22 protein-coding genes are annotated in these 25,687 nt (G+C 70.2%); 10 read left to right on the top strand and 12 right to left on the bottom strand.

Annotated elements, in window-relative coordinates:
* Positions 1-4: 4 nt before the first annotated feature.
* The 4 genes from V8J38_RS00210 to V8J38_RS00195 form a co-directional block, all read right to left on the bottom strand.
* A complete protein-coding gene (locus V8J38_RS00210; protein ID WP_338577292.1) occupies positions 5-1,549 on the bottom strand; it encodes a type II and III secretion system protein family protein in 1,545 nt (514 codons plus the stop codon).
* Between the two features lie 17 nt (positions 1,550-1,566).
* A complete protein-coding gene (gene cpaB / locus V8J38_RS00205) occupies positions 1,567-2,487 on the bottom strand; it encodes a Flp pilus assembly protein CpaB (RefSeq protein ID WP_338577291.1) in 921 nt (306 codons plus the stop codon).
* A 119-nt stretch (positions 2,488-2,606) separates the two neighbouring features.
* Positions 2,607-3,119 carry an A24 family peptidase gene (locus V8J38_RS00200; RefSeq protein ID WP_291780959.1) on the bottom strand — a complete coding sequence of 171 codons (513 nt, stop codon included), beginning with the start codon at positions 3,117-3,119 and terminating at the stop codon, positions 2,607-2,609.
* Positions 3,120-3,230: 111 nt separating this feature from the next.
* Positions 3,231-3,416, bottom strand: a complete 186-nt coding sequence (locus V8J38_RS00195) for a Flp family type IVb pilin (protein WP_291780962.1) — start codon at positions 3,414-3,416, stop codon at positions 3,231-3,233.
* A gap of 282 nt (positions 3,417-3,698) precedes the next feature.
* On the opposite strand from V8J38_RS00195, the gene V8J38_RS00190 reads away from it, so the two are divergent.
* From V8J38_RS00190 to V8J38_RS00180, 3 genes are read left to right on the top strand one after another with little or no spacing between them, the layout of a single operon-like run.
* Positions 3,699-4,085, top strand: a complete 387-nt coding sequence (locus V8J38_RS00190) for a pilus assembly protein N-terminal domain-containing protein (RefSeq protein ID WP_291780965.1) — start codon at positions 3,699-3,701, stop codon at positions 4,083-4,085.
* Between the two features lie 25 nt (positions 4,086-4,110).
* Positions 4,111-4,617 (top strand): TadE/TadG family type IV pilus assembly protein, encoded by a 507-nt coding sequence (locus V8J38_RS00185; protein WP_338577290.1) that lies wholly within the window; start codon positions 4,111-4,113, stop codon positions 4,615-4,617.
* A complete protein-coding gene (locus V8J38_RS00180) occupies positions 4,614-5,177 on the top strand; it encodes a TadE/TadG family type IV pilus assembly protein (RefSeq protein WP_338577289.1) in 564 nt (187 codons plus the stop codon). The genes V8J38_RS00185 and V8J38_RS00180 overlap by 4 nt, the downstream gene beginning before the upstream one ends.
* Positions 5,178-5,187: 10 nt before the next feature.
* Here V8J38_RS00180 and V8J38_RS00175 read toward each other — a convergent pair whose 3' ends face one another.
* From V8J38_RS00175 to V8J38_RS00160, 4 genes are all read right to left on the bottom strand, one after another.
* Positions 5,188-6,258, bottom strand: a complete 1,071-nt coding sequence (locus V8J38_RS00175; protein WP_422388350.1) for an anthranilate synthase component I family protein — start codon at positions 6,256-6,258, stop codon at positions 5,188-5,190.
* A gap of 248 nt (positions 6,259-6,506) precedes the next feature.
* Positions 6,507-7,283 carry a tyrosine-protein phosphatase gene (locus tag V8J38_RS00170; protein ID WP_338577288.1) on the bottom strand — a complete coding sequence of 259 codons (777 nt, stop codon included), beginning with the start codon at positions 7,281-7,283 and terminating at the stop codon, positions 6,507-6,509.
* A 43-nt stretch (positions 7,284-7,326) separates the two neighbouring features.
* Positions 7,327-7,644, bottom strand: a complete 318-nt coding sequence (locus V8J38_RS00165; RefSeq protein WP_338577287.1) for a transcriptional regulator — start codon at positions 7,642-7,644, stop codon at positions 7,327-7,329.
* Position 7,645: 1 nt separating this feature from the next.
* Positions 7,646-8,272, bottom strand: a complete 627-nt coding sequence (locus V8J38_RS00160) for a hypothetical protein (protein WP_338577286.1) — start codon at positions 8,270-8,272, stop codon at positions 7,646-7,648.
* Positions 8,273-8,373: 101 nt separating this feature from the next.
* On the opposite strand from V8J38_RS00160, the gene V8J38_RS00155 reads away from it, so the two are divergent.
* Complete coding sequence (locus V8J38_RS00155; protein ID WP_338577285.1) at positions 8,374-9,120, top strand: SAM-dependent methyltransferase; 747 nt, start codon at positions 8,374-8,376, stop codon at positions 9,118-9,120.
* 81 nt (positions 9,121-9,201) lie between these two features.
* Here V8J38_RS00155 and V8J38_RS00150 read toward each other — a convergent pair whose 3' ends face one another.
* The 4 genes from V8J38_RS00150 to V8J38_RS00135 form a co-directional block, all read right to left on the bottom strand.
* Positions 9,202-10,647 (bottom strand): AMP nucleosidase, encoded by a 1,446-nt coding sequence (locus V8J38_RS00150; protein WP_291780988.1) that lies wholly within the window; start codon positions 10,645-10,647, stop codon positions 9,202-9,204.
* Positions 10,648-10,722: 75 nt separating this feature from the next.
* Complete coding sequence (locus tag V8J38_RS00145; protein ID WP_338577284.1) at positions 10,723-11,373, bottom strand: alpha/beta hydrolase; 651 nt, start codon at positions 11,371-11,373, stop codon at positions 10,723-10,725.
* 66 nt (positions 11,374-11,439) lie between these two features.
* The gene (locus tag V8J38_RS00140) at positions 11,440-13,560 is read right to left on the bottom strand and encodes a S9 family peptidase (RefSeq protein WP_338577283.1); all 2,121 of its coding nucleotides are present in this window, start codon (positions 13,558-13,560) and stop codon (positions 11,440-11,442) included.
* Between the two features lie 76 nt (positions 13,561-13,636).
* Positions 13,637-15,751: a S9 family peptidase gene (locus V8J38_RS00135; RefSeq protein ID WP_338577282.1), complete on the bottom strand. Its 2,115-nt coding sequence runs from the start codon at positions 15,749-15,751 to the stop codon at positions 13,637-13,639.
* A gap of 70 nt (positions 15,752-15,821) precedes the next feature.
* On the opposite strand from V8J38_RS00135, the gene V8J38_RS00130 reads away from it, so the two are divergent.
* From V8J38_RS00130 to addA, 6 genes are all read left to right on the top strand, one after another.
* Positions 15,822-16,700 (top strand): GNAT family N-acetyltransferase, encoded by an 879-nt coding sequence (locus V8J38_RS00130; protein ID WP_338577281.1) that lies wholly within the window; start codon positions 15,822-15,824, stop codon positions 16,698-16,700.
* Between the two features lie 10 nt (positions 16,701-16,710).
* On the top strand, positions 16,711-17,172 hold the full coding sequence (gene tsaE / locus V8J38_RS00125; RefSeq protein ID WP_291781005.1) for a tRNA (adenosine(37)-N6)-threonylcarbamoyltransferase complex ATPase subunit type 1 TsaE: 462 nt from the start codon (positions 16,711-16,713) through the stop codon (positions 17,170-17,172).
* Positions 17,165-18,253: an N-acetylmuramate/N-acetylglucosamine kinase AmgK gene (gene amgK, locus V8J38_RS00120; protein WP_338577280.1), complete on the top strand. Its 1,089-nt coding sequence runs from the start codon at positions 17,165-17,167 to the stop codon at positions 18,251-18,253. Before tsaE ends, amgK begins: the two co-directional genes overlap by 8 nt.
* 181 nt (positions 18,254-18,434) lie before the next feature.
* Positions 18,435-19,148, top strand: a complete 714-nt coding sequence (murU, locus tag V8J38_RS00115; RefSeq protein WP_338577279.1) for an N-acetylmuramate alpha-1-phosphate uridylyltransferase MurU — start codon at positions 18,435-18,437, stop codon at positions 19,146-19,148.
* 2 nt (positions 19,149-19,150) lie between these two features.
* Positions 19,151-22,222 (top strand): double-strand break repair protein AddB, encoded by a 3,072-nt coding sequence (gene addB, locus V8J38_RS00110; RefSeq protein WP_338577278.1) that lies wholly within the window; start codon positions 19,151-19,153, stop codon positions 22,220-22,222.
* A complete protein-coding gene (gene addA / locus V8J38_RS00105; RefSeq protein WP_338577277.1) occupies positions 22,219-25,647 on the top strand; it encodes a double-strand break repair helicase AddA in 3,429 nt (1,142 codons plus the stop codon). Before addB ends, addA begins: the two co-directional genes overlap by 4 nt.
* Positions 25,648-25,687: the final 40 nt, after the last annotated feature.

Genomic DNA, 25,687 nt, shown 5'->3' with positions numbered 1-25,687 from the left:
GCGCTCACTCGATCACATAGCCGACAGGACCGCGCCAGCCGGCGCCGGGCTGGGCCGCCGGGGCGGGCGAGCCGTAGACCTGGTTCAGCTGGCCGAAGAAGATGGTCTGGGCGTCCTGGGCGATGCGCAGGCCGTCGGCGGGGGTCTGCATCCGCCCCGGCGACGTCGGGTTGACGATATAGGGTTCGACGATGACCACCAGTTCGGTCTCGCCCATCACATAGTCGCGCGACCTGAACAGCTGGCCCAGCACCGGCAGGTTGGTCATGCCCGGCAGGGCGTCGATCGCCTGGCGCGTCGATTCCTGCAGCAGGCCCGCGATCATCATCGACCCGCCCGAGGGCAGTTCGATGGTGTTCTCGCTGCGCCGCACGCTCAGGCCCGGCAGGGTGATGGAGGACGGCGTGCCCGCGCCGATGGTCAGGCCCCCGTTGGGCGTCAGCTCCGACACCTCGACCTTGACCTGCAGGCTGATGCGTCCTTCCGACAGGACCACCGGCCGGAACGACAGACCGACGCCGTAGGGCTTGTACTCGACGGTGACCTGGCCTTCGCGATCACGTCCGGCGGGCACGGGGAACTCGCCCCCGGCCAGGAAGCTGGCCGCCTCGCCGTTGACCGAGGTCAGGTTGGGCTCGGCCAGCGTCCGCACCAGGCCGACGCGCTCGAAGGCCTTGAGCATGGCCTCGCCCTTGTTCAGCCCGTCCGAACCCGGGCCGGTTCCGGGCTGGGCCGTGTCCCAGTTGCTGGGGTCGCCGGGGCTGCCGTCGACCGTGACCGGGCACATGGAGCCCTCGGGCCAGCCGGGACCGCAGGGCATCTGCATCTGGAAATTCTTGGTGGTGTCGCGCGCGATCCCGCCCGCCAGCCCGCCCAGGAAGGAGCCGTTCACGCCCCAGGTGGCGCTGTTGCCCAGCAGCCATTGGGTGTCGCCGACCCGGCCGATCACCGCCTGGGTGTCGAAGCCGAGCTGTTTAATGGCGTTGCGCTGCACCTCGACCACGCGCACCTTCAGCGTCACCTGGTCCGAGCCGGCGACGGCGATCATGTTCATGACCTTTTCAGGGGCGCTGACGAAGGCGCGCGCCACCTGGGCGGCGCGGTCGGCCTCGGCCGGGCTGGCGGCCACGCCGGTCAGGATGATGCTGTCGTTGACCGCCTCGGCGCGCAGGTTGGAGCCCGGCGCCACGCGCGCCAGCGTGTCCTGAAGCGCGCTGACCCCTGCATCGACGCGAACGCGCAGGGCCAGGATGGTGCGGCCGCCCGCATCCAGGAAGACGGCGTCCGTCTCGCCCCCCGCCAGGCCGATCATGGTGATCCGCCGGGGCGAATGCAGCATGGCCTCGGCCACGGTGGGATTGGAGATGATGACGTCGCGCGCATCGGTCGGCAGGTCGACGGCGAAGGAGGTCCCGCGCGGCAGATTGACCAGCTGGGGGGCCGAGCCTGCGGTGATGGCCGCGCGCGTCTGGGCCCTGGCGCCTTCCGACGCCGCCGAGCCGCCCAGGGCGATCAGGGCGGCGCAGGCGGCGACGGCGAAACGATTCATGCCGGATAGCCTCGTCCTCATGGCGTCGTCACCGTCTCGACCTGGCCCTCGCGATAGATTTTCACGACCGAACCGCCGCCCGCCGCGCGAGCGCCGCGAACCGCGCCCGGCACATGGCCCGACGGCCCGGCCGTATCGGCGTAGGAGCGCAGCACCAGCGACAGGTCGCCTTCGGACTTGGCCAGGGCCAGGACCTCGGCGTCGCGGCCGGTCAGCTCCAGGGTGGCGGTGGCGCCGACCACCGCCTTCTCGTCCTCGGCGGCGCGGGTGCTCTGGTCGATGGCCAGGACCTTGACGTTGCGCATCACCGTGGCGGCCGAGTATCGCGTTCCGCCGTCGTCGCCCGAGCCCTTGATCTCGCGCGTCAGCAGGACGTCCACCCGGTCGCCAGGCAGGATGAAGCCGCCCGCAGCGGTCTCGACCGTGACGCGGATCGCCATGGCCCGCATCCCCGGCTCCAGATAGGCGGCCATGTAGCCGCTGTCCCCGGCGCGCACGACCTTGCGCGCCACCAGGGGCTCTCCGGCCAGGACGGTTTCGCGCACCACGGCGCCGATGTAGTCGCCCTTGGCCCCCGGCGTGTTCAGTTCGGCGACGGCCTTCATGGCGCGCTCCACCGTGGCGCTCTTGCCGCCAGCGGCGGCGTTCTCGGCGGCTGCGCCTTCCGCCTTGGGCGTCGGCGGCGGGCCGTCGGTGATGAAAAGAGGGTTGAGTTCGTCGACCGGCCAGTCCTTCCAGCTCAGGTCGGCTTCGGTCAGGCGTCGGCCCGGCTCCAGATCCCGCGCGGCGACCAGCACCCGAGCCATGGGCCGCGTCTCGACGGCGGCCGATGCGGTCGCTGTCGGCTGTCCCGACGATCCCATGGCGCGCACGACCAGGGCCAGGCCGATGGCTGCAAGGGCTGCAACGCAGATGACGGCGATCTTGGCGGGTTTCATCCAGTCTCTCCGGCAGACGCGATCGCGCGAACCCGGATGATCCGCCCCCTGCCTGTCAGGGATAATGGCTTGTCATGGTTAACGCGCCCCTAAGCTCGGCGCTTTAACGAACGGCGTCATCAACCCGCGATGAAGGCGGTCATCAAGGGGCTGGACGGATAGGCGAGCAAGGCGCCGACGGCGATGGCGACGCCATAGGGGATGTCGCCCTTGGGCTGCATCAACCGCATGACCCAGCCGGGGCCGGTCTGGGCGAAGAAGGGCAGATGGCTGCGCGCCGTCAGCAGCAGCAGGCAGAAGCCGCCGCCGGCGAGCGCGGTGAAGAGAATGAAGGGCAGGGCGCCTGAAACGCCCATCCACAACATGGCGGCGGCCAGCAGCTTGGCGTCTCCGCCCCCGATCCAGTTCGCCGCGAACATCCCCATGCCGATGATGAGGGCGACGGCCGCCAGAGCTGCTGAAACGCCCACCGTCGCCCAGGGCAGACCCAGCGCCAAGGCCGCCGGAAAGAAGCCGACGATCAAAAGGCCTGAAATCCAGTTCGGAATCTTCATCGTCGTCAAATCATGCAAGGCCGCGATGACGGCCAGGACGGGCAAGACTGCCAATAGCGTGAAGGAGATCGCGAGCATGCGTAGATCCTACGGCTTCATCTCTTAAGGCGCGGTTTCTGTAGTCGATCTGGCGCATGAAAAAGGCCGGGACGTGAAAGTCCCGGCCTTTCTCCTAAGGAACTCTGGAGCTTAGTTCTGAGCGGCTTCAGCCGCAGTGATCGCCGTATTCACGCCGGTGAACGTCTCCTTGAGCTTGCCGCCAAGGATGCCAACCGCGCCGATGATCGCCACAGCGATCAGAGCGGCGATCAGGCCGTATTCGATGGCCGTGGCGCCGGATTCGTCTTTAGCGAAGCGCGTGATGAAGTTGCGCATGTCTTGTCTTCCTTTGTTCAGTAACGAGCTGATGACCCACTATCAGGGTCTTCGGTTTTGCCCGCTTGACCCCCGTTTGCATGGCGACAATGCGTCGACGCCTCTTAAGAGCGAGTAAAATCTCGCCGATCAGCAGAAGAAATGATGGTTACTGGGTTGTTTACTGAAATTCGCGTTTCATTTCGGCGTCGATCTCGAATTTCAGGGTTTCTTGACCTTTGAGCGTCAGCTTCGCGTCCGGCGCTCGCGCGCGCCCGTTCTGACGCTCTCGGAGGTCTCGCCATGCGCCCCGCTATTCTTTTCGTCGGCCTGGCCGCAACGCTTGCCCTCGCCATGCCGGCTTCGGCGCAGGACCGGCCGCTCGACGTCAAGCTGGATCAGGCCACGCGGGTGCAGCTTCGCGCCCCGGCCGGTTCGGTCATCGTGGCCAATCCGCGCATCGCCGACGTCGCCGTGACCGACGCCCGCACCCTGTTCATCACGGGCAAGAGCTACGGCCTGACGGAAATCATCGCTGTCGACGCCCTGGGCCGCCCGCTGTTTCAGCGTCAGGTTTCGGTCAGTCCCGGCGAGACCGGCTCGGTGCGCGTCTGGCGCGGGGGCGAGGCGGTCGAGGTCGCCTGCGGGACTCGTTGCGCGCCCGCCGCGCGCCCGTCCACGGCGCCCTGACTCCATGCGACAGGGGCCGAGTTTGATGCGAGGTCGGCGACGCCGCGAGGGCTCCACCGCCGTGGAGTTCGCCCTCGTGGCCCTCCCCTTCTTCATCCTGTTGTTCGGCATACTGGAGATCGGCCTGATGCTTCTGGTCGACGCCCTGGCCGAAACCGCCGTCTCCGACGCCGGCCGGCAGATCCGCACCGGCCTGGCCCAGGAACAGAAGCTCGAAGCCGAAGACATCAAGGCGCGCCTGTGCGCCAACATGGGCGTCTTCTCGCGCGATTGCCCCAGCCGCGCCTTCATCGACATCCGGGTGGTTGACGGCTTCTCGACGCCGCCGGACGCAGACCCGTTTAAAACGGGGACCTTCGACCCTGGCGTCCTGACCTATCAGCCCGGCGGTCCCGGCGATCGGGTGCTGGTGCGCGTCTGGTACGAACATCCCATCGTCACCCCCTTCATCGCCCAGGCGGTGTCGCGCACCGCCGATCGTCGCGTGATGCTGACCACCACCCTGGCCTTCCGTAACGAGCCCTATAAATGAGACGCGCCGCGGACATCGGATTGTTGCGCCGCCTGTTGCGGGACCGGCGCGGCGTCTCTGCGGTCGAGTTCGCCCTGGTCGCGCCGGTGATGATCACCATCTATTTCGGCCTGGTGGAGTTCAGTCAGGGCTATATGGCCGAGCGTCGCGCCAGCCACGCCGCCTCCATGGTCGCGGATCTGGTGGCCCAGTCCGGCGGCACCAATATCCGGGACCTTGAGAGCACCTTCATAATCGGGGACATGATCATGCGCCCCTTCTCCTCGACGCCGCTGTCCATCCGCGTCTCGAGCGTCACCGTGGATGCGCGCGGCGTGGCCACGGTCGAATGGAGCGGCGCCAACAACCGCAACCTGACCGGCCGCGCCCCGCGCTCCGTAGTGACCGACCTGCCGCCGGGTGTGATCTCGACGGGCGAGACCTTGATCCTGGGCGAGACCGAATACGCCTACCAATCGGCCTTCGCCCAGGTCATTCCCAACGGCGTCACCTTCCGGCGCAGCTACTATCTCCGCCCGCGCACCACCGACCGGATCGCCTGCGCCGACTGCCCCGTCTGACTCGGCGGCCCTAGCCGACCAGGGCCTCCCTAAGCGCACGGAACTTGGCCTCGGTCTCCAGCCGTTCGGCGCGCGGGTCGCTGTCGGCGACGATCCCCGCTCCGGCCAGGGCGCGCCAGCCCCAGCCGAGCGCCGTCTGCTCAAAGGCCGCCGTGCGGATCAGGACGGAGGCGGTCAGTCGCGCCTCCTCGCCCAGCCCCGAGCCGAACAGGGAGCCGCACCATGGCCCGCGCGGCGGCTCATGGCCTGCGATCACCTTCATGGCCTGATGCTTGGGCGCGCCGGTGATGGAGCCGGGCGGGAAGGCGGCCTCCATCACTTCGGCCGGACCGACGCCGTCCGCCGCCTGAGCGCTGACGGTCGAGACCAGATGGTGCACCGTCGGGTGGCTCTCCAGTTCGAACAGCCGCTGGACCTGGACCGAGCCGGGCCGGGCCGCCTGCGCCACGTCGTTGCGCATCAGATCGACGATCATCAGGTTCTCGGCCAGGTCCTTGGCGCTGGCGATCAGTTCCGCGGCCAGGGCCGCGTCCCGGACCGGGTCGGGATCTCTTGCACGGGTGCCCTTGATCGGTCGGGTCTCGATGCGGCCGCTGTCGCCGTCGAAGGTCAGGAACAGTTCGGGCGAGTTGGACGCCAGCGCCCTTCGGCCCAGGCGCCAGAAGGCGCCGTAGGCCGCGCCCCGCTCCGCCGACAGCCGCAGGAAGACGTCGAAGGGATCGCGCCCCGGCTTCAGCGTTCCGGTCCAGGCGCGGGCGATATTGGCCTGGAACAGCTCGCCCGCGCCGATACGAGCGATCACGTCGGCGACCGCCGCCTCATAGGCCGCGCCCGAGCCTTCCTCGACCGCGCGATCGCACGGCGGCGGGGGCGGCGCGACCGACGTCGCCGCCTCCAGCCACTCGGCCGCCCGACGGACCTGCAGGCGCGCCGCCTCGGCGTCGATCCCGCGTCCGACGGCCTGCACCCGCCGCTCGCGATGGTCGAAGGCCAGCAGGGCCGGATAGCGGGCCAGCATCAGGTCGGGCCAACCGCCCCCGCGTTCGCCGGTCGCGGGCCGCGCCCCGGCGTCATAGCTCATCAGCCCGACGACGCCGCCGCCCGCATAGGCCGGATCGCGCAGGCGCTGAAACAAGGCCTCGTCGTCGACCCGCCCGACGAAGGTCTGGTCCGGCTCGCAGGCGACGAAGGACCAGCGCCCGCCGTGCGCGTCCGGATCTCCGGCGCCGGCCAGCAAGGCCAGGGCGCCCTCGCGCCGGCTCAGCCCCGCCGCCGTCGCCAGGGGCTCGCGCCAGGGATGCGTCTCGACAAGGCGCGCGGGCAGGGCGTTCACGGCGCCAGCCGCGCCCGGATGCGGTCGGCCAGGGGCGCGTCCACGCCCAGCACATGCTGCAGGTAGCCGCCGACCGAACCGCTGTGCGCCGCGATGGCCCGATAGGCTTCGTTCAGATAGGCCGCCTCGACGCCCAGGAAGGCGACCACGGCCCCGTGCGACGCGGTGCGGCCGGTCATGGCCGTCAGGCGACGGGCCATCTCTTCGGCCCTGCCCTCCAGGTTCACGGCCCTGTTGGTCTCCAGATAATCCGCCATCAGGTCGTCCTGCGCCACGCCCAGCAGGCTGTGGGTCAGGGCCGCCAGCAGGCCGGTCCGGTCCTTGCCCGCCGCGCAGTGGATCAGCACCGGTCCCTCGGCTTCGCCCAGCAGACGGAAGTAGCGACCGAACAGATCGACATGGGCCGCCTCGAACGGCAGGCGGCGATAGGTCTCGGTCATGAAGGTTCGGCCGGACGCCTCGGTCAGGTCGGCGGTCTTCAGAAAGGTCAGGTGCGGCGCCTCGCCCCCGTCGTCATGATCGCTTTCGATCAGAGTCCCGGCCCAGCCGGGCGGGCGGCGAGACGGCTGGGCGCGCCGCTCGCTGGGACGGCGCAGATCGACCACGGCGGCCAGCTTCAGCGCCGCCAGCCGCGCCACGTCGGCGTCGGTCGCCCGCGCCTGATGCGCCGCGCGATACAGCCGCCCGCGCGCCAGCAGGCGGTCGTCCACGGCGTAGCCGCCGTAGTCGCGGAAATTGTCGATGGCCTCGAACGGCGAAAGGCGGTCGCTCATGACCGCCTTTCTTAGACTGTTCGACGGGGGGCGCCAGTCCGGGCTAGCGCCCCGCCACCAGGGCCGACATGGCGTCCAGATAGGCGAGGAAGGCGTCGCGGCCCGTCTCGGTCATGCTGGCCCGCGTCTGGGGTTTGCGGCCCTGGAAGCTCTTGGACACGGCGACGAATCCCGCCTCCTCCAGCTTTCGCAAATGCACGGACAGATTCCCGTCGGTGGTCTGCAGCCGCGCTTTCAGTTCGCCGAAGTCGGCGCTCTCCACACCAGCCAGACAGGCCATGATCCCCAGGCGCACCCGGCCGTGGATCACCTCGTCGATGCGGCCGATGTCGAAGTTCGAGGTCTCGTCCTCGACGTTCATCTCAGCCCGCCTTCTTCGTTGCGCCGCGCACCAGGATCAGTCCGGGCGCGAGGGCGACGGCGATCAGCAGGACCAGATAGACCGGATAGATGAGCAGGGGATCGCCCAGTCCGGCAAGCACCACGGCGCCGGCGTAGGAGATCAGGCCCACGACGTTGAGCCAGGCCTTGCGGCTGATGGCGGCCACCACCATCCAGGCCGAACCGTAGGCGCCCATGACCACCGTCGGCATCAGGGCCATCACGCCCCAGTCGCCGGTGCGCCAGCCGAAGACCATCAGGGCCGTCCAGGTGACGAAGATGCCGTAGCCGATGGCCGACCAGGCCGCGCCGACCGACCGATTCATGGCGCTGGCGCCGCCGCAGGCGCTTTCGATGCGGCGGATGAGCACGATCAGGGCGATCACGAATACTGCGGCCGCGCCCAGCCACAGCGACAGGCTTTCCCAGCCGCCGTTGGGGATACGGCCCAGCACCATCATCCACTGGCCTACCGTGGCGGCCCCGAAGATTACGGCCGCGGCGACCAGCACCGATCCGCCCAGAAGCGGCGCTCGCCGTCCCTCCTGGGCGAGGGCCTTCATATAGGCGATGTCGTCGTGAACGGATTGAACCTGGTCGCGGGTCATGGCGTCTCTCCCTGCCTGTCGTTCAGAAGGTGAGCCAAGAACTTTATAATGTAAAGTTCTTTTTCTGAGACGGGGCGCGCCGGGCGGCCTAGACCTTGGCCATGCGCGTCGCCTTTCATCACATCGCCTATGAACCCCTGGCCATCTGCAACGCCCTGTCGATGGGGCGGCTGGAGGCCTCCGTCGCGCGCGCCGGGCTGAGGTCCGGCGCGACGGTCATGGACATCGGCTGCGCATATGGCGAAGTCTCCATGTGTCTGGCCCGCGTCTTCGACGCCCGCGTGACGGCGGTGGAGCTGGACCCGGTCATGGCTGACGGCGCCGCAGCGCGTATCGCGCAGGCGGGCCTCCTGGACCGGATCACGCTGCGGCGCGAGACCTCCGCCGCCGCTCTCGATGATCATGCGCCGCTGGACCTGATCGTGGCCATCGGTTCGACGGAACCGGCCGGCAAGGGGCTGCGTGAACCCGTCGCCGTCTTTTCCGCCCTGGCCGAACGCCTGGCTCCGGGCGGCGCGCTGTTGTGGGGCGACCTGTTCTGGAAAGACGAACCGCCCGCGCCGCTTCGCCAACTGGTGGAAGCGTCCGGCTACTATGTCCGTCACGACGAATGGCAGGCGGCGGCGCGCGCTGCGGGTCTGGAGGTCGTTTCGGCCGAAATCTCCGATGAGGCGGAATGGGCGGTCTATCGCACGGGCATGGAGACGGCGATCGCCGACTGGCTGGACGCCCATCCTGATCATGCCGATGCGCCGACCGTCGCCGCCACGGCGAACCGCATCAAGATGATGTTCGACTTCGGCGCCCCCTACTTCGGCTTCGGCCTCTACCTCTTCCGGAAGACCTGAAGGGCCGACGCCCCTCCCCATGAAGGGGAGGGAGAAGCCGCGCTCAAGCAGCGCGCGACCGCGTCGCGAGCGATAGCGCCCTTATCTGAAAGGCGGCTCGTCGAAGGCGCGCAGCTTGCGCGAGTGCAGGCGGGTTCCCTCGGCCCGCAGCAGGTCCACGGCCTGGATGCCGATCTGCAGGTGCTCGGAGATCGAGCCCTCGTAGAAGCGGTTGGCCTGGCCCGGCAGCTTGATCTCGCCGTGCAGCGGCTTGTCCGAGACGCATAGCAGCGTCCCGTAGGGCACGCGGAAGCGATAGCCCTGCGCCGCGATGGTGGCGCTTTCCATGTCGATGGCGACGGCGCGGCTCTGGTTGAAGCGCAGGGCCGACTTGGAATAGCGCAGCTCCCAATTGCGGTCGTCGGTGGTGACCACTGTGCCGGTGCGCAGGCGCTTCTTCACCTCTTCGCCCGGCGCGCCCGAGACCTGCTTGGTCGCGTCATAGAGAGCGCGCTGCACCTCGGCGATGTTGGGGATCGGGATGTCGGCAGGCAGGACGGCGTCCAGCACATGGTCGTCGCGCAGATAGGCGTGGGCCAGGACGTAGTCGCCGATGGTCTGGCTGCCGCGCAGGCCGCCGCAGTGGCCGATCATCATCCAGGCGTGCGGACGCATGACCGCCAGGTGGTCGCAGATGGTCTTGGCGTTGGACGGGCCGACGCCGATGTTGACCAGGGTGATGCCCTGACCGTCCGGCCGCGTCAGGTGATAGGCGGGCATCTGATGCTTGCGCCAGGCGGCGTCCATGATGGCCGCTTCCGGGTCGTCGGTGGCGCGCGTCACGACCACGCCCCCGGCGCAGGAGAGGCTCTCATAGGGGCTGTCGGGATCGGCGATCTGGGCCGTCGCCCAGCGCACGAACTCGTCGACGTAGCGGTGGTAGTTGGTGAAGAGGATGAAGCTCTGCACGTCCTCGACCGGCGTGCCGGTGTAGTGCCGCAGCCGCGCCAGGGAGAAGTCGGTCCGCAGGGCGTCGAACTGGGCCAGCGGATGCTCCTCGCCCGGCTCCCACAGGCCGTCGGAGACTTCGTCGCCGATATGGGCCAGTTCGGTGGTCGGGAACCAGCGGGCGATGGCCGCCGTCATGGTGCGGTCCAGCACCACGTCCGAGCCGTCCAGCACATAGGGGAAGGGGATCTCCTGATCCGACGGCTCGACGGCGAAGGTCGCCCCATACTCCGTCGCGAGCAGGGTCAGCTGATCCAGCAGATAGGTGCGGAACAGGTCGGGCCGGGTGATGGTGGTCGTATAGACGCCGGGCCAGGACAGGCGGCCATAGGCGCGCGTCTCGAGGTTCTGCGGGCGGTCGCCGTACCAGGTCACCGTCAGGCGGGGGTAGGCGAACAGGCCCTGCGCGCGCGCCTCGGGGTCGGCGCGTTCGCCGGTCGCCAGGAAGGTCTTCACGGCCTGGCGCAGGTTGGCGACGGATTGATTGTAGAGGGTTTCGAGGCGGTCCAGCGCCGCCTGGGGGGTCATCTTGTCTGTCATGGCTTCCTCTAGCGGAAAACCGTGACCTTGGCGAGACGGGGGAAACACGCCGACATGACAGTTGACCGCCGAGGGTTAGCTCAACGCCTCGCGCAGGAAGGCGACGGCCTTCGTCAGATCGTCCGCCGCCCCGCGCCAGACCGGCGCCGCGCCTTTCGCCCCCTCGTAGGCCGAAGGATCGGTGAAGGTCGCGTCCGGCTTGTCGGGCGCGCCGAGGGCGGCCGCCGCCCGCACCGCTCCGGGCGCGCCGGCCGCCGCCAGATAGCGTCGGTCCAGCGCCAGCATCAGGGCCGCGCGACCGCCTTCGCCCAGGCCCAGAACGCCGATCCGTCCGGCGTCTCCGCCCAGATCCTCGGCCCGCCGCGCCGCCCAGGCGACGGCTGACGCTCCATCGGCGATGAAGGCCGGATAAGGGCTGCCCGGCGCCGCCCGTCGGTCGGCCAGAGCCACGACGAAGCCTCGCTCGGCCAGGTCGCGCGCCGTCCGTTCATCCGCCGCCTGGGGGGCTCCGTCCGGCAGCAGGATCAGGATAGGCGAACCGTCCGCCCGCGCCGGACGATAGAGGCGCAACGTCTGACGCGGATCGGCGCCATAGGCCGTGCGCGCCGTACGCCAGCCCGGCGGCCCGAGCGGAACGGGCGCCGACCCGCCCTCGCCGATCAGCGGCGCGCAGGCTGCGGTCGCCACCGTCGCCAGCAGCGGCGCCAGAAGTCCTCGCCTCGTCATGCCGTCTCCCCCGGAAATCGAAGGGGCGCGGCCCTGTCGAACCGCGCCCCGAAATCAGGTCGAACCTTACCGGGCCAGGTGCTTGTCCAGCCAGCCGAAGACCTCATTGTGCCATTGCAGGCTGTTGGCCGGTTTCAGCACCCAGTGGTTCTCGTCGGGGAAGAAGACCAAGCGGCTCTCGATCCCGCGCCGCTGCAGGGCGGTGAAGGTCGACAGGCCCTGCGAGGTGGGGATGCGGAAGTCGAGATCGCCCTGAACCACCAGCATCGGGTCGCGCCAGTTCTGGACGTGGTTGGCCGGGTTGAACTTCTGATAGCCTTCCGGGTTTTCCCACGGCGTGCCGCCGTATTCCCACTCGGTGAACCACAGCTCCTCGGTGCCGTAGCCCATGCCGAAGGTGTCGAAGACGCCGTCGTGGTTGACCAAGCATTTGAACTCGCCCGGCCAGTTGCCCGCGATCCAGTTGATCATATAGCCGCCGTAGGAGGCCCCGAGCGCGCAGGCGTTCTGGCCGTCAAGAAAGCTGTATTTCGACTGTGCGAAGGCCCAGCCCTTCTGCAGGTCCTCCAGCGGGCGGTCGCCCCAGTGCTGGCTGATGGCGTCGGTGAATTCCTGGCCGTAGCCGGTCGAGCCGTGGAAATCGATCATCACCACCGCATAGCCCGCGCCCGCATAGGTGCCGGGGTTCCAGCGGTAGGACCAGGAGTTGCCGAACGAACCCTGCGGACCGCCGTGGATCAGGAAGGCGACCGGATACTTCTGACCCTCGACGTAGTCAGCCGGCTTGATGACGTAGCCGTGGACCGTCTCGTCGTTCCAGCCGGGGAAGCTGAACTGCTCGGCCTCGCCGAAGGCCTTGGTCGTCAGCTGCGGGTTCACATCGGTCAGGCGGCGCGGCATTTCGCGGCCGCGATAGGTCTTGAAGAACAGGTCGCTGGGCGAGGTCAGGGTGTCGACCGCCATGACGAAGCCCGAGGGCGTCTGCTGGAAGGCGCCGACGTGGCCTTCGCCCGTGAGCGGCGTCACCACGCCGTTGCGCGCGTCGATGGCGAACAGGCGGGTCTGACCGACGTCGCCCGCGGTGGCGTAGAGGGTGTTTCCGTCCTTCGACCATTGCAGCGTATCCGCCGAACGGTCCCAGTTGGCCGCGATCTGGCGCGTCTGGCCGGTGGCGACGTCGCGCAGGAAGATCGAGAACTTGTCCGCTTCAAAGCCCGGACGCGCCATGGCGCGGTAGGCCAGGGTCTGACCGTCGGGCGAGAAGACCGGGCCGGTGTCCCAGGCCGGGTTGGCCTCGGTCAGATTGGTCAGTTGGCCCGGCGCCGATACGGCGACGCTGTAGAGGTCGAAGTTCGTGCTCCACGGCTCGCTGTTCCCGGCCTTGCGCGCCGAGAAGACAAGCGACCGCCCGTCAGGCGCAAAGGTGAACTCGCTCTCGTCGCCGAACGGTTTGGACGGGGTGTCGCCGTCGAAGCCCTTCGTGACCCAGACCGGCTCGCCGCCCGCCTTGCCGTCGGCGCCGATCGACTGGACGAAGAGGTGGTTCTGGGTGTGGTCGTTCCACGTATCCCAGTGACGCACGAACATGCGGTCATAGACTTGGCCGGTCGACTTGCGTTCGGCCTCGGTCTTGCCGCGCGCGACTGAGGCGTTCAGGTCCGCCGCATCCGGGTAGACGGCCAGCGACACGGCCACAGCATCGCCGGCGCCATTGATGCGATAGGCGTTGACGTCGGTCGGCAGGGCCGTGACCTGCGTCGCCGTCGCACCCTTGTCGGCCGAGACCCAGACCTGGCTCGAGCCCGAACGGCCCGACAGGAAATACAGCTTGCCGTCGGCGCCCCAGCGGGCGGTGTTGGCGCCGCCTTCGGAGATGGCCAGCTTCTGCGGCTGAGCCTCGCCCTTCAGGCCCAGGATGTAGAGGGCGCTCGAGCGCTTGTTGGCCGCCACGTCGGTCTGGGTCAGCGAATAGACCACCCACTCGCCGTCCGGCGACACCTGGGGGTCGCCCAGTCGGTTGGCCGAGATCATGTCCTGATAGGTGAAGGCGGCGCGGGCCTGGGTCGTCGCTGGGGCCGTCGCTGCGGCCGGAGCGGCGAGCGCCCCCTCGGCCAGGGCCGGCAGGGCCGAGGCGGTCAGCAGGGCGGCGGCGCTGAGGCCGGACAGGAGAGGGGGCAGGCGGCGCATTCAGGCGCTCCTCATGCGGATGTGAAGTCTGGCCGAAGGCCTAACACCGCCGCGCGCCGCCCGCAAAGCCTCCTGTTTAAGGGGCCGTTTGCTGACCTTCCTTCGTCCAGTCGGCCGTCCAGTCCAGAATCTCCTGCTGCCACTCGACCCAGGTTTGCGGCTTGAGCACCCAATGGTTCTCGTCCGGCACATGGACGAAGCGGCTGGGAATGTTCAGCCGCTGCAGGGCCGAGAAGGTCGCCAGCCCCTGCTCCATCGGCACCCGGAAGTCCTTGGAGCCGTGCAGCACCAGCATCGGCTTCTTCCAGTCGCCGGCGTAGGTCTCGGGGTTGTGCGCGTCATAGACGGCCTTGCGGTCCCAGGTCGCGCCGCCGAACTCATGGATGAAGGTCGAGATGTCCATGGCGTTCATCAGCTGTGGCACGTCGAACACGCCCGCGTGGTTGACCAGGCAGCGCCACGGCTCGTTCCACTTGCCCGCGATCATATTGACCATATAGCCGCCGTAGGAGGCGCCGAGCGCGCAGGCCCGCTGGCCGTCGATCCAGGGATTGGCCGCCAGGGCCGCCTGCCAGCCCTTCTGCAGGTCTTCCAGCGGGCGATCGCCCCAGTGGTCGTTGATGGCGTCGGTGAAGGCCTGGCCGTAGCCCGGCGAGCCATGGAAGTTGACCATCACCACGGCATAGCCCGCCGCCGTATAGACCTGCGGATTCCAGCGGTAGGACCAGCTCTCGGTCCAGGGCGACTTCGGTCCGCCGTGGATCAGATAGACGGCCGGATATTGGCGGCCCTCGACGAAGCCCGCGGGCTTGAACACCCAGCCGTGCGCCGTCTCGTCGTTCCAGCCGGGGAAACGGATCTCCTCGGGACGGGGCAGATCGATGCGGGCCAGCAGCTCGGCGTTGTGCTGCGTCGCCTGACGGGCGGTCTGGCCGTTGCGGGCGATGAAGATCTGCGTCGGGGCCGTGAAGCTCTCATGGGCATAGGCCAGAACGCCGCCGACCTCGTCGAAATCACCGACCGAGCCGATGTCGGTTAGGGCCTTCACCGCGCCGGTTCGGGCGTCGATCTCGAACAGGCGGTTCTGGCCTTCGTCGGCGGCCGTCACGTAGAGCGCCCGGCCGTCCGAACGCCAGGTCAGGCCGCCGGGACCGCGATCCCAGTTCGTCAGGGCGCGGGCGTTCGCGCCGTTCGCATCGGCCACCATGACCACCGGCTGATCGCCGCCGACGTTCTCGCGCGGGGCGGCCAGCCAGGCCAGGCGCCGTCCGTCGGGCGACAGGGCGGGCGCGCCGTCCGGCCCTGAATGGTCCGGGGTCAGGTTGACGGCGGGGCCGCCGTCCAGGCTCAGGCGATACAGGTCGCTGTTGTTGGTGAAGGGGGCGCGGTCGCCCTGCATCCGCGTCGAATAGATCAGGGTCCGCCCGTCGCGCGCGAGCGTCAGTCCGCCTTCGCCCACGCCGACGTCCGCATCCAGTCCGGCGGTCAGATCGCGCGGCGCGCCCTCGGCGAAGCCCGAGCCGTTCAGTGGTTGCAGGAAGAGATGGCTCTGGCGTCCGTCAGCCCAGCGGTCGAACACGCGCAGCGGCATCCGGTCATAGACCTGCTGGGTCGACTTGGCCCGCTCGGCCAGTCGGTCCCTGGTGCAGTCCAGGGTCTCGCAATCCGTATAGACCGACACGCCCAGCACCAGGGCCTTGCCGTCCGGCGTGAAGCGGAAGCCCGACACGGAGACCGGAAGCGTCGTCGCCTGCGCCGCCGCCAGACCCTCGCGGTCCGCGCGCCACACCTGGTTCGATCCGCCGCGCGACGACAGGAAATAGATCGACTGCCCGTCCGGCGCCCAGCGCGCGCTCGAGACGCCGCCGTCGGAGATCGGCAGGCGACGCGGCGCCGTCGCGCCGTCGACGTCGGCCATCCACAAGCCGGTCTGGTTCTTGTTGCCGGCCCAGTCCGTGGTGGTCACGGCGTAGATGACGCGGCGTCCGTCGGGCGAGACGCGCGGATCGCCGACCCGTTCCATCGTCGCCAGATCCTTCAGACCGAGACGATCGGACGCCGGGGCCTGGGCCTGGGCCGAAGTCGCAGCCGCGACCGGCGTTTCCTGCGCCAGCGTCGGCGTCGCCGCCAGGCCGCCCGCCAGCAACAGCATCTGGACGGCCGCCGCCGTCATCCAGTGTGATCGGGTCATTACGCTACACTCCCCCCAAAGAATGGTCAGGCTTCCTGCATAGGGGGCCGTTCCCGCTTCGCCAAGCGGGATGGCGCTTGCCCGCCGCCGCCGCCTCGGCGACAAGCAGGCGATGAGTCCGGCTCTTCACATCGTCGACGTGCTGATCGCCGAGCGCGCGCCCCGGCTGACGGGATCGGCCGCCTGGCCCCTGGCGCGGCCCGCCCTCTACGGCCTGCTCGACTACGCCAAGGCGCGACGCATGGCCGACGCCATCGGCCCCATGGCGGGGCGCCAGGCGCTGGACTATGTCTCGGACCTGCTGGAGTTGACCGTGCGGACGGCGCATCTGGATCGCCTGCCCGCCTCGGGCCGCTGTCTGGTGGTGTGCAACCATCCGACCGGCATCGCCGACGGCCTGGCCGTGCATGACGCCCTGCGCACGGTGCGAAACGACCTGATCTATTTCGCCAACGCCGACGCCCTGCGCGTCTCGCCGCGCCTGTCGGAGACCGTCGTCCCCGTCGAATGGGTCACGGCCAAGCGCACGCGCGAGAAGACCCGCGCCACGCTTCAGGCGGCGAAAGAGGCGTTCGAGGCCGAACGCTGCGTCGTCATGTTCCCGGCCGGGCGTCTGGCCCGCGTCGGTGCGGACGGCTTGCTGACCGACCCCGAATGGGCCGCCACCGCCGCCTCCCTGGCCCGCAAATACGAGGCGTCGGTGATCCCGATCCACGTCGCAGGCCCGACCAGCCGCCTGTTCCACCTGTTCGACAAGGTGTCGCAGGAACTGCGCGACATCACCCTCTTCCACGAACTGCTGAACAAGAAGGGCCGCGCCTTCGACCTGATCGTCGGCCGCCCCATCCCGCCGCTGGCCCTGGACGTCGACGCCCAGGCGGCCACCCTGAAACTGAAAACCTTCGTCGAGCGGACCCTGGCCGCCGATCCTGACGCGACCTTCGCCTGATGCCCTCCGCATGACGACTTTCGACCTTCCCGACGCCGACGCCACCACCCGCCTCGGCGAAGCCATCGCCCCCCTGCTGGCGCCGGGCGAGGCCGTTCTGCTCTACGGCCCGCTGGGCATGGGCAAGTCGACCCTGGCGCGCGGCCTGATCCGCGCCCTGACGCGCCCCGATGAGGACGTGCCGTCGCCGACCTTCACCCTGGTCCAGTTCTATGAGAGCGACCCGCCCATCGCCCACTTCGACCTCTATCGCCTCAGCCGGCCCGAAGAAGCCTTCGAGATCGGTCTGGACGAGGCGCTGGACGAGGGCTGCGCCCTGATCGAATGGCCCGAACGGCTGGGTGACGATCCTGGCCGGATGCTCGGCCCCGACCGGCTGACGATCACCATCGCCGAAGACGGCGAAGGCCGGCTTGCGACCGCAACTGGCGCAGGGTCGTGGGAAGCCAAACTGAAGGAACTCCATGTCTGACCGCGAAGCCCTCCGTCTCGACTTCCTGCGCTCGGCCGGTCTGGCCGAGGCCGTCCGCGCGCCCCTGCCCGGCGACGCCTCGACGCGGCGTTACGAACGGCTGACGACGGCCTCGGGCGCCTCCCTGATGCTGATGGATCAGGCCCCCGCCGCCGAAAGCCGGCCCTGCGATCCATCGTGGACGCCGGAACAGCGCCATGCGCACGGCTGGAACGCGGTCGCCCGCCTGTCCGCCGGCCGCATCGAGGCCTTCGCCGCCGTCGCCGCCCACCTGAAGTCGCTGGGCCTGTCGGCGCCCGAAATCATCGCCGTCGACGCCCCGAACGGTCTGGCCGTGATCGAGGATTTCGGCGACGCCCTGTTCGCCAGGGTCATTGAGGCCGGCGCCGACCCGGCCCCTCTCTACCGCGCCGCCGTCGAGGCGCTCGCCGTGCTGCACGCCGCCCCGACGCCCGAGGTGCTGACCGGTCCGGCAGGCGACTGGCCCTTGCTGACCTACGACCAGACGGCGCTGCAGGGCGGGGCCGACCTGTTCGTCGAATGGCTGCCGAAACTGATCCCCGCGCTGGCCTTCGACGCCGACGCCGTGGCCGAATGGCGCGCGGTCTGGGCGCCGATCACGGCGGCGGGCGAGGCCGGGGCGACCGTCATGGCCCACCGCGACTATCACGCCGAGAACCTGATCCGGCTGGACGGCAAGACCGGCGCCGCCTCGGTCGGCCTGATCGACTTCCAGGACGCGATGAAGGCCCATCCGTCGTGGGATCTGCATTCCCTGCTGCAGGACGCCCGCCGCGACGTGGCGCCCGAGCTGGAGGCGCTCGCCCTCGACCACTATTTCGCCCTGCGCCCCGAGACCGACCGTGAGGCCTTCATGGCCGCCTACGCCGGTCTGGCCGCCCTGAACGAGGCGCGCATCCTGGGCATCTTCGCCCGCCTGATCGCCCGCGACGGCAAGCCGAAATACGCCGCCTTCATGCCCCGCATGTGGGCTCATCTGAACGCCAACATCGGCAAGCCCGGCCTCGAAGCCGTCGCCGCCTGGATGAACCGCCACGTGCCGGAGGACGTCCGCCGATGACCGCATCCCGCCGCTTCCTTCTCCCCTCGGGGGAGAAGGTGGGCCGCGCAGCGGCTCGGATGAGGGGGCGGGTTGCCTGGTCCTCACCATTGGACCGCGCGCCCGTCGCCGACCGCCCCCTCATCCGTCATGCTCCGCATGCTGCCTTCTCCCCCAGGGGGAGAAGGGCTGGAGATTGCGCATGACCGCTCCCACAACCGCCATGGTTCTCGCCGCCGGGCTCGGCACGCGCATGCGGCCCCTGACCGACGACCGGCCCAAGGCCCTGGTCGAGGTCGGCGGCAAGGCCTTGATCGACCACGTCCTCGACCGGCTGGCCGAGGCGGGCGTGACCGACGCCGTGGTCAACGTCCACTGGTTCGCCGACCGGCTGGAAAGCCATCTGGTCGCCCGCACGCGCCCGACGATCCGCATCTCCAACGAGCGCGCCGAACTGCTGGAGACCGGCGGCGGCTTGAAGAAGGCCCGTCCCCTGCTCGGCGACGATCCCGTCTTCGTCGCCAATATCGATAGCGTCTGGATCGATCGGGGCGACGCCCTTTCCGACCTGATCCGCCTGTGGGACCCCGCGCGCATGGACGCCGCCCTGCTGCTGGCCCGGCGCGAGGGCTCCATCGGCTTTGAAGGCGGCGGCGACTTCTTCCTCGGCGACGACGGCGCCCTGACCTTCCGGGGCGAGGCCGCCAGCGCGCCCTACGCCTATATGGGCGTCCACATCACCCGGCCTGATTACGCTGACCACGGCCCCGACGGTCCCTTCTCGCTCAGCCCCCTGTGGCGCGCCTCGGCCGCCGAGGGCCGCCTGTTCGGCTGCGTGCTGGACGGCGACTGGATGCACGTCGGCGACCCGCAGGCGCGTGACGCGGCCGAAGCCCGGCTTAAGGCGGAGACCTGATCATGACGGGGGGGCGCTTCGATCCGTTCGCCGGAAGCGGGCCGCGCTGGCGCGCCGTGCCCGCCTGGCGGCCCTTCCTCGAAGACCTGGCGGCGGGGGTGCTGAACTGGCTGGGCGACGCCCCGCCCGAGACCCTGACCGACGCCACCATCCTGCTGCCCAACCGCCGCGCCGCCCGCGCCTTCTCCTTCGCCTTGGGCAAGCTGGCGGGCGAGCGCCCCGTCCTGCTGCCCCAGGTCCGCCCGCTGGGCGATCTGGAAGAGGACGAGCCGCCCTTCGCCCCCGGTGAACTGGGTCTGGACCTGCCGCCCGCCATCGCCCCCCTGACGCGCCGCTTCGAGATGGCGCGCATGATCGCGGAAGACTTCGAGCCGGGGATGAAACCCCTGCGCGCCCTTGAAATGGCCGATGCGCTCGGCGCCTTCCTCGATTCCTGCCAGCTGGAAGAAGTCTCCGACCTGTCGCGCGTCGCCACCCTAGCCGAACAGGATCTGGCCGAGCACTGGCGCGAGAGCGCACGCTTCCTCGGCCTCGCCGTCGAGGCCTGGCCCAAGCGACTGGAGACGCTGGGTCTGGTCGATCCGGCGTGGCGCCGCGCGACCCTGCTGCGCCGTCTGGCCGAGGCCTGGGACGCCCGTCCGCCGCAGGCCCCCGTCATCGCCGCCGGGTCCACCGGCACCGTCCCCGCCGCCGCAGACGTGCTGAAGGCCGTCGCCAGGGCGCCGCAGGGCGTGGTCGTCCTGCCCGGCCTCGACCTCGATCTGGCCGCCGACGCCTGGGACCGCATCGACGACCAGCATCCGCAGGCCGCGCTGAAGGCCCTGCTGGCCCGCGCCGAAGTCGCGCGCGAGGCCGTCCAACCCTGGTTCCAGCCGCCGCTCGACCCCGCCGTGGAAGCGCGCGGTCTGGCCCGCCAGCGCCTGATCAACGAAGCCCTTCGCCCCGCCGAGGCCACCGACGACTGGCGCCACGAGATCAAGCGCCTTCGCGCCCGCTCGGCCGAGGCGGGCCGCGCCGCCGACCCCATCGCCGAGGGCCTGTCGGGCCTGACCGTCCTGTCCGTCCGCGCTGAGGAAGAGGCGGCGACCGCCGTCGCCCTGATGATGCGCGAAAGCCTTGAACAGCGCGCCCCCGACGGCCGCCCCATCACCTGCGCCCTGGTGACGCCGGACCTGCAACTGTCGCGCCGGGTCGAGGCGCGGCTGGCGCGCTGGGGCATCGTCGCCGACTCCTCGACCGGCCAGCCGCTGTCGCGGATGACGGCGGGGGTGCTGGTCGACCTCGGCGCCCGTTTCCTGGCCGAGCCGCTGAAGCCGCAGACCCTGCTGGCCCTGCTGAAGCACCCGCTGGTTCGCCTCGATCTGGGCGAGACGTCGCTCCCCGACGCCGCCGAGGCGCTGGAGGAGCACGCCCTGCGCGGCCCGCGTCCGCGTCGCTGGTCCCAACTGCGCGAGAGATTGCTGAAGGCGGCCGAGCCCCGACGCGGCGGCCTGCCTTTGGCTGACTGGAAGCTGGCCCGGCTGAAGGGCGCGCAATCCCTCGCCGACCGGCTGGAAGCTCTGGCGACCGCCCGCCCCTGTCCGCCCGACCAGGCCGCCCGAACCCTGACTGCCCTGATCGAGGCGCTGGCCGGTCAGAACGCCTGGGCCGGGCCGGACGGCGAGGCCGCGGCGTCCCTGCTGTCGGCCCTGATCGAGGGCGGCGGCCCGCTGGGCCAGACCACGCCCGCCGAGTTCGCCGATCTGATCGCCGCCTTGCTGGCCGAGACCACAGTCCGCACCGGCGGCGCCACCCATCCGTCCCTTCGCATCCTCGGCGCCATCGAGGCGCGTCTGGCGCGGGCCGACCGCATGATTCTGGCCGGACTGGAGGAGGGCGTCTGGCCGAACGCCGCCCCGGTCGATCCCTTCCTGTCGCGGCCCATGCGCGCCGCCCTGCCCCTACCCGCGCCCGAGCGGCGTCTGGGTCAGACGGCGCAGGATTTCGTCCAGGCGGCCTGCGCCGACGAAGCCGTCCTGGTCCACTGCGAACGGCGCGGCGGCCAGCCCGCCGTGCGCTCGCGCTGGCTGTGGCGGCTGGAGATGCTGACGCGCGGCGCCGACGCGCCCGACACGCCGGTCAGCCTCAGCGCGCCTGAAGGCGTCGCCGACTGGACCCGCGCCCTCGACGCCCCGCCGCCCGGTCCGGCCGAGTTGGCTCCCAGGCCGAAGCCCGCGCCTCCGGTCGAACGCCGCCCGCGCAGCCTCTACGTCACCGGGGTCGAGCGCTGGGTCCGCGACCCCTACGCCCTCTACGCCCGCCGCATCCTCAACCTCGAACCGATGGAGCGCCCCGGCGCCTCGGCGGAGGCCCTGGCCCGCGGCAACGCCGTCCACAAGGCCATCGAGCGCCTGACAGAGGACTGGCCCGACCTGCTGCCCGACGATCTCGACGCGGTGATCGAGCGCCTGCTGCTGGAGGAGCTGGGCGCCCACGGCTTTGAGGACGCCGCCATGGCCCGCGAGGCGCCGCTGGCGAGGAACGCCGCCCGCTGGCTGGCCGGGTTCGAGACCGAGCGCCGCGCGCGCGGCGTGACCCTGCTGATCGAACAGCAGGGCGCTCTGACCTTTGAGGCGCCCGGCGGCCCCTTCACCGTCAAGGCCTACGCCGACCGCATCGAGGTCGGCGCCCTGTCGGCCGCCGTCATGGACTTCAAGACCGGCCAGGTTCCGAGCGCCAAACAGATCAAGGCGGGCTTCGCGCCCCAGCTGACCCTGACCGGCGCCATTCTCGCGGCTGGCGGCTTCAAGGACACGAACGGCCCCGTCCCGCCGGAAGAACTGACCTACGTCCGCGTCGTCGGCCGCAAGAAGGCGGGCGAGGTCGCCGTGCGCGCGGCCGGGCCGGAAGCGCAGGCCCTGTCCGACGCCGCCCTGCAAGGCCTGATGGCCCGCGTCGCCGAGTTCGACCGGCCGGAGACACCCTATCTCTCGTGGGCCGCGCCTCACCTGATGGGCAGCTACAGCCCCTACAACCTGCTGGCCCGCGTCTGGGAATGGCACGTCATCGGCGGCGAAGAAGGAGAGGCGGAATGAACCTCCACGTCCGGGACGGCCTCAACCCCCAGACCCGCGCCGCCGACCCGGCCCGCTCGGTCTTCGTCACCGCCAACGCCGGATCGGGCAAGACCACCACCCTGGTCAGCCGGGTGGCGCGCCTGCTGCTGGGCGGCGCCGCGCCCTCGGCCATCCTGTGCGTGACCTACACCAAAGCCGCCGCCGCCGAGATGCAGGCCCGCCTGTTCGAGACGCTCGGCAAGTGGGCCGTCATGGACGACGGCGAACTGTCGGCCGAGCTGGCGAAGCTGGACGACAGCGATCCCGGCGCCCTCAACCCCGCCCGTCTGTCCGAGGCGCGCCGCCTGTTCGCCCGCGCCCTGGAGACGCCCGGCGGGCTGAAGATCCAGACCATCCACGCCTTCTGCGAAAAGCTGCTGCGCCGCTTCCCCATCGAGGCAGGCGTCTCGCCCCGCTTCACCGTGCTGGAGAACGAGGCGGCGGTCGCCCTGTCTCATGCCGCGCGCGAAGACCTGGCCCGCGCCGCCCTGGCCGACGCCGAGGGGCCGATCGGCGAGGCCTACAGCCATTTCGCGGTCGAGCTGGACTGGGGCCGCTTCCAGGATCTTCTGGCCCTGATCGAGAGCAAACGCGCCGAACTGACCGACTATGTCGCTCGCGTCGCCGACGGCCGCGCGCCCGGCCCTTACGTCCTGACCGGCGCCGATCCGCAAAAGACGCCCGAGGACATCGAGGCCGACTTCCTTCGCTGGGTGGGCCGCGGCGAGGTCCGCCGCATGGCCGAACTGATGGCCACCGGCTCCAAGACCGACAAGGACCGCGCCGCCGAACTGATCCACGCCATCGACCACGACTGGAGCTTCCCCGGTCTCGGCGTCGTCTTCCTGACCGGCGCGGGAGCGCCCCGCAAGTCGATGGCGACCAAGCAGGCGCCGCCCGACGCCGCAGGCTGGCTGACCGATCTGCAGGACAAGTTTCTGGCCGCCCGCGACCAGTTGCGCGCCGCCAAGGTCGCCGACGACACCATCAGGCTGCTAACCCTCGCCAACGCCCACGCCGCCCTCTACGAGGCGGCCAAGACGGCGCACGGCGCGCTGGACTTCTCGGATCTGGTGGCGCGCACGGTTGAACTGCTGACCGTCCGTTCGACCGCCGCCTGGGTGCTGTACAAGCTGGACGGCGGCGTCGACCACGTCCTGATCGACGAGGCTCAAGACACCGCCCCCGAACAGTGGGCCATCATGCGCGCCCTGACCGGCGAGTTCTTCACCGTCCCCGACACCGACCGCACCGTCTTCGCCGTCGGCGACGAGAAGCAGTCCATCTACTCCTTCCAGGGCGCCCGGCCCGAACGACTGCGGCAGGAAGCTCAGGTCTATGACGGCCTGATCACGGGAGCAGGCGGGGCCTTCGAAGGCGTGCCGCTGGAGACCTCCTACCGCTCGACCGAGGCGGTGCTGAAGTTCGTGGACGAAGTCTTCGCCACACCCGAACGCGCCCGCGCCCTGGTCGGAGAGACGGGCGAGATTCCGCACCATACCGCCGCCCGTCAGGGGCAACCCGGCGCGGTCGAGCTATGGCCCCTTTTCGTGGACGAAGCCCCGCCCGAGCGCGACGCCTGGACCGATCCTGTCGATCAGGAGGGAACCGCCAGCGCACGCAAGCGCATGGCCCAGACCCTGGCGCTCGAGATCAAGCGCCAGGTCGAGACCGGCGCCGTCGTCTTCGCCAAGAACAGGACGCCTCGCCCCTGCGGCTACGGCGACTTCCTGATCCTGGTCCGCCGTCGCGACGCGACCTTCGAGGAGATCATCCGCGCCCTGAAGGCGGCGGGCGCGCCGGTGGCGGGCGCCGACCGGCTGAAGCTGTCGCAGCACATCGTCTTCGACGACCTGAAGGCGCTGGCCCGTTTCGCCCTCTTCCCCGGCGACGACCTGACCGTGGCCGAGGTGCTGCGCGGCCCCTTCTGCGACGTGGACGAGGACAGCCTGTTCGAACTGGCCGGCCGCGAGAAGCGCGACGGCCTGTGGCGCGAGCTGAAGAAGCGGGCTGAAGAGCGGCCTGATTGGGGTAAGGCGCTCGACCTGCTGCACGCGGCGCGCGGCGCCCGCGACCTCGACCCGTTCGGCTTCTTCTCCCGCCTGCTGAACCGGGTGGACGCGACCGGCCAATCAGGTCGCGCGCGCATCCTGACCCGTCTGGGCCGCGAGGCCGAGGAAGCCGTCGACGAGACCCTCAATCAGGTGCTGGCCGCCGAAGGACGCGGCGGGACCGATCTGGAGACTTGTCTCGCCCTGCTGGAAGCCGCCGATGTCGAGGTGAAGCGCGAACTGGAAGGCCCGCGCGGCGAGGTCCGCGTCATGACCGTTCACGGGGCCAAAGGGCTAGAGGCGCCGATCGTCATCCTGCCCGACACGACGATGAAGGCGAAGGCGCAGGGGCCGTCGTTGATGCCAGTCGCCACCGAGAGCGGCGAAGCCTGGCTGATGTGCCCCGGCTCGTCGAAGGAGGACTGCCCCGCCTCGGCCGACGCCCGCGCGGCGCGCGAGGCGCGGGTCGGCGATGAATCCCTGCGCCTGCTCTACGTCGCCCTGACCCGCGCACGCGACCGGGTCATCGTCATGGGACGCGGCTCGAAACGCGCGCCCGAGGCCGGGGACTGGTGGTCGGTGATCGAAGAGACCTTCGACCGGCTGGGCGACCAGGTGCGCGAGCTGGACGGCGGCGTCCGCCGCTACGGCGCCGATCCCGACAGCCTTCCCGCCGCCGTCGCCACGATTGAAGCCCGCCCTGAGGCGCCCGACTGGGCGCGGACCAACCCGCCGCGCGACGCCGCCGCCCGCTTCGCCTCGCCCTCGCAGATGCAGGAACAGAAGCGCATCCCTGCGCCGTCGCCCTTGGCGCGCGGCGAAGGCCCCGGCGCGGGTCTGGGCCGCTTCCGGCGCGGCGACCTGATCCACCGCCTGCTGGAGCGCCTGCCGGACCTGCCGTCGCCTGACCGTCCCGACGCCGCGCACCGGATGCTGGCGCGGGAGCGCGACCTGACCGAGGATCAGCGCGCCGAGATGATCGCCGCCGCCTTCGGCGTGCTGAACGACGCCCGCTTCGCCCCCGTCTTCGGCCCCGGCAGCCGCGCCGAGGTCGCCCTGACCGGCACCGCGCCCGACCTGCCGTCCGGAGTGTCCATCTCGGGCCGCATCGACCGGCTGGTGGTCACGCCCGAGCGGGTGTTGGTGGTCGACTTCAAGTCCAACCGTCCCGCTCCCGATCACGTCGAAGACGCCGATCCGGCCTATGTGCTGCAGATGGCGATCTACGCCGCCGTCCTGCGCCGCCTCTATCCCGAGCGCACGGTCGAGGCGGCCCTGGTCTGGACCGACGGGCCGAAGTTGATGGCGGTTCCACAAGGGCTGATGGACGCCGCTCTCGAAAATGCGCGTTGATTTGTCGGGGATTCGCACCCACATCTGTGCCTGAACGCCG

It is taken from the genome of Brevundimonas olei (assembly GCF_037055245.1).
GTDB lineage: Bacteria > Pseudomonadota > Alphaproteobacteria > Caulobacterales > Caulobacteraceae > Brevundimonas > Brevundimonas olei.
The sequence above is the reverse complement of the archived record's forward strand: the minus strand, read 5'-3'. Positions and strand labels throughout refer to the sequence as shown.

Bases quoted from the DNA above. Each gene is read 5' to 3' on its own strand.
- V8J38_RS00210 (WP_338577292.1), bottom strand. From the start codon at position 1,549: ATGAATCGTTTCGCCGTCGCCGCCTGCGCCGCCCTGATCGCCCTGGGC.
- cpaB (WP_338577291.1), bottom strand. From the start codon at position 2,487: ATGAAACCCGCCAAGATCGCCGTCATCTGCGTTGCAGCCCTTGCAGCC.
- V8J38_RS00200 (WP_291780959.1), bottom strand. From the start codon at position 3,119: ATGCTCGCGATCTCCTTCACGCTATTGGCAGTCTTGCCCGTCCTGGCC.
- V8J38_RS00195 (WP_291780962.1), bottom strand. From the start codon at position 3,416: ATGCGCAACTTCATCACGCGCTTCGCTAAAGACGAATCCGGCGCCACG.
- V8J38_RS00190 (WP_291780965.1), top strand. From the start codon at position 3,699: ATGCGCCCCGCTATTCTTTTCGTCGGCCTGGCCGCAACGCTTGCCCTC.
- V8J38_RS00185 (WP_338577290.1), top strand. From the start codon at position 4,111: ATGCGAGGTCGGCGACGCCGCGAGGGCTCCACCGCCGTGGAGTTCGCC.
- V8J38_RS00180 (WP_338577289.1), top strand. From the start codon at position 4,614: ATGAGACGCGCCGCGGACATCGGATTGTTGCGCCGCCTGTTGCGGGAC.
- V8J38_RS00175 (WP_422388350.1), bottom strand. From the start codon at position 6,258: ATGAGCTATGACGCCGGGGCGCGGCCCGCGACCGGCGAACGCGGGGGC.
- V8J38_RS00170 (WP_338577288.1), bottom strand. From the start codon at position 7,283: ATGAGCGACCGCCTTTCGCCGTTCGAGGCCATCGACAATTTCCGCGAC.
- V8J38_RS00165 (WP_338577287.1), bottom strand. From the start codon at position 7,644: ATGAACGTCGAGGACGAGACCTCGAACTTCGACATCGGCCGCATCGAC.
- V8J38_RS00160 (WP_338577286.1), bottom strand. From the start codon at position 8,272: ATGACCCGCGACCAGGTTCAATCCGTTCACGACGACATCGCCTATATG.
- V8J38_RS00155 (WP_338577285.1), top strand. From the start codon at position 8,374: ATGCGCGTCGCCTTTCATCACATCGCCTATGAACCCCTGGCCATCTGC.
- V8J38_RS00150 (WP_291780988.1), bottom strand. From the start codon at position 10,647: ATGACAGACAAGATGACCCCCCAGGCGGCGCTGGACCGCCTCGAAACC.
- V8J38_RS00145 (WP_338577284.1), bottom strand. From the start codon at position 11,373: ATGACGAGGCGAGGACTTCTGGCGCCGCTGCTGGCGACGGTGGCGACC.
- V8J38_RS00140 (WP_338577283.1), bottom strand. From the start codon at position 13,560: ATGCGCCGCCTGCCCCCTCTCCTGTCCGGCCTCAGCGCCGCCGCCCTG.
- V8J38_RS00135 (WP_338577282.1), bottom strand. From the start codon at position 15,751: ATGACCCGATCACACTGGATGACGGCGGCGGCCGTCCAGATGCTGTTG.
- V8J38_RS00130 (WP_338577281.1), top strand. From the start codon at position 15,822: ATGGCGCTTGCCCGCCGCCGCCGCCTCGGCGACAAGCAGGCGATGAGT.
- tsaE (WP_291781005.1), top strand. From the start codon at position 16,711: ATGACGACTTTCGACCTTCCCGACGCCGACGCCACCACCCGCCTCGGC.
- amgK (WP_338577280.1), top strand. From the start codon at position 17,165: ATGTCTGACCGCGAAGCCCTCCGTCTCGACTTCCTGCGCTCGGCCGGT.
- murU (WP_338577279.1), top strand. From the start codon at position 18,435: ATGACCGCTCCCACAACCGCCATGGTTCTCGCCGCCGGGCTCGGCACG.
- addB (WP_338577278.1), top strand. From the start codon at position 19,151: ATGACGGGGGGGCGCTTCGATCCGTTCGCCGGAAGCGGGCCGCGCTGG.
- addA (WP_338577277.1), top strand. From the start codon at position 22,219: ATGAACCTCCACGTCCGGGACGGCCTCAACCCCCAGACCCGCGCCGCC.